This window comes from Rathayibacter sp. VKM Ac-2926, assembly GCF_022815565.1.
Classification (GTDB): domain Bacteria; phylum Actinomycetota; class Actinomycetes; order Actinomycetales; family Microbacteriaceae; genus Rathayibacter; species Rathayibacter festucae.
Genome location: NZ_JALGRS010000025.1, coordinates 1 through 1,554 on the forward strand (window position 1 = coordinate 1; position 1,554 = coordinate 1,554).

The following is a 1,554-nucleotide window of genomic DNA, read 5'->3' on the forward strand; positions in this document are numbered from 1 at the left end:
TCTACTTGGAAAGGGATGGTGACCTTTCACGCGGTTCTGGGGGTGAGGGTGACGTCGTAGCCGAGGGTCGCGAGGGTTCGGAGGGCGTTGTCTCGGGTGCGTTCAGGGTGGCGAGGGCGGTAGTAGTCGGATCCGAGTTCGTCGTAGGGAACGCCGTTGCGGAGCATGTTCCAGATGATGGTGAGAAGAGTGTGTTCGATGGCGACCACAGCTTTGAGTCCGCCGGTTCGGTAGCTCACTCGCCGGTATTTCGCGTAGAGGCGTCCGTTCTTGGAGCGGATGATGGTGAAGACGACGATTCCGAGAGCGGCTTTGAGGTAGGCGTCGCCGGGATTGATGTGCGCCGATTTGATGCGGCCTGCTGATTGATGGAGACCTGGTGCGACTCCTGCCCAGGAGGCGAGGTGTCCTGCGGTGGGGAAGACGCTCATATCCGCGCCGATCTCGGCGATGATTGTGTCTGCTGCGTTTTCTTTGATGCCCGGGATCGTCATCAGGAGTTCCCGGGTTCCTCGAAAGGGTTCGATCACCCTCTCGATCTGATCAGTGATCGCTGCGATGTCTTCGGTGATCGCGTCGATGCGGCGCAAGTGCAATCGCACCATGAAAGCGTGGTGATCCCGGAATCTGCCTCGCAGGGATTCGATCAACACCGGCGTTTTCTTCGCTAAAGATGCGTGCGCGAGCGCGGCCAAGGCCTCCGGGTCCCGTTCCCCGGCGACCAGGGCGTCCAGGATCCGCCGACCCGTCTGGCTGCCCAGCGTGGAGAGGACGGAGCTGATCTTGATGCCGGAGTCCTCAAGGTTCTTCTCCAGCCGAGCCCACTCGCGGTGCTGCTCCTGCCCGAGGTGGCGGCGGGTGCGGGTCAGATCGCGGAGCTCCCGGATCCGCTCCGGGGGCACGAACGAGCTGCGAAGCATGTTGTGAGCGGCGAGTTCGGCGAGCCATTGCGCATCCAGGACATCCGTTTTCCGGCCCGGCATGTTCTTCACCTGCCGGGCGTTCACGAGTTCGACGTTCAATGTCTCCGCGAGCGTGAAGAAGAACGGCTTCCAGTAATCACCCGTCGCTTCCATCACGACGACCTCGATTTCGGCCGCTTCCAAGTCCTGCCGCAGTCGCTCTATCTCGGAGACCGTGGACCCATACGTCGTCACGGTCTTCGTGAACTGATTCCGCCGCCCTGCCGGGAGCCGCAGACAGACCTTCGCATCTCTCTTAGAGATATCCAAGCCCGCGGCACGTTCGTAAACGACATCCATGACACCCTCCGATCGACTTCATCGGCGCCGGCCGGCATCGACGAGTGTCGCGGGGAGAGCAGGGATCAGAGTGATGAATCTACTTGTCGGGCTCCACCGGCACGAAAGCCGGATAGGCACCAATCCGCGGTTCCCGCGGACGCCCTCCAGGCCACGCTCGATAACAAGCTCGAAGCATCAAGATCCATCGGCCTCGACCGCGACCCCTCCATCGTCCAACCACAACGAGCCAGCCACAAGATCCTTTCCCCGCCCTGCACTGGCGCCGAAGGCGCCCCCTCCGCTCGATACG

1 protein-coding gene is annotated in these 1,554 nt (G+C 62.1%); it reads right to left on the reverse strand.

Annotation, left to right across the window (positions count from 1 at the left end; all coding sequences use genetic code 11):
* Positions 1–26: 26 nt before the first annotated feature.
* The gene (locus tag MT351_RS19780; protein WP_132438521.1) at positions 27–1,262 is read right to left on the reverse strand and encodes an IS110 family transposase; all 1,236 of its coding nucleotides are present in this window, start codon (positions 1,260–1,262) and stop codon (positions 27–29) included.
* Between the last annotated feature and the right edge of the window lie 292 nt (positions 1,263–1,554).

Coding starts and splice junctions, on each gene's coding strand:
- MT351_RS19780 (WP_132438521.1), bottom strand. CDS start 1,262: ATGGATGTCGTTTACGAACGTGCCGCGGGCTTGGATATCTCTAAGAGA.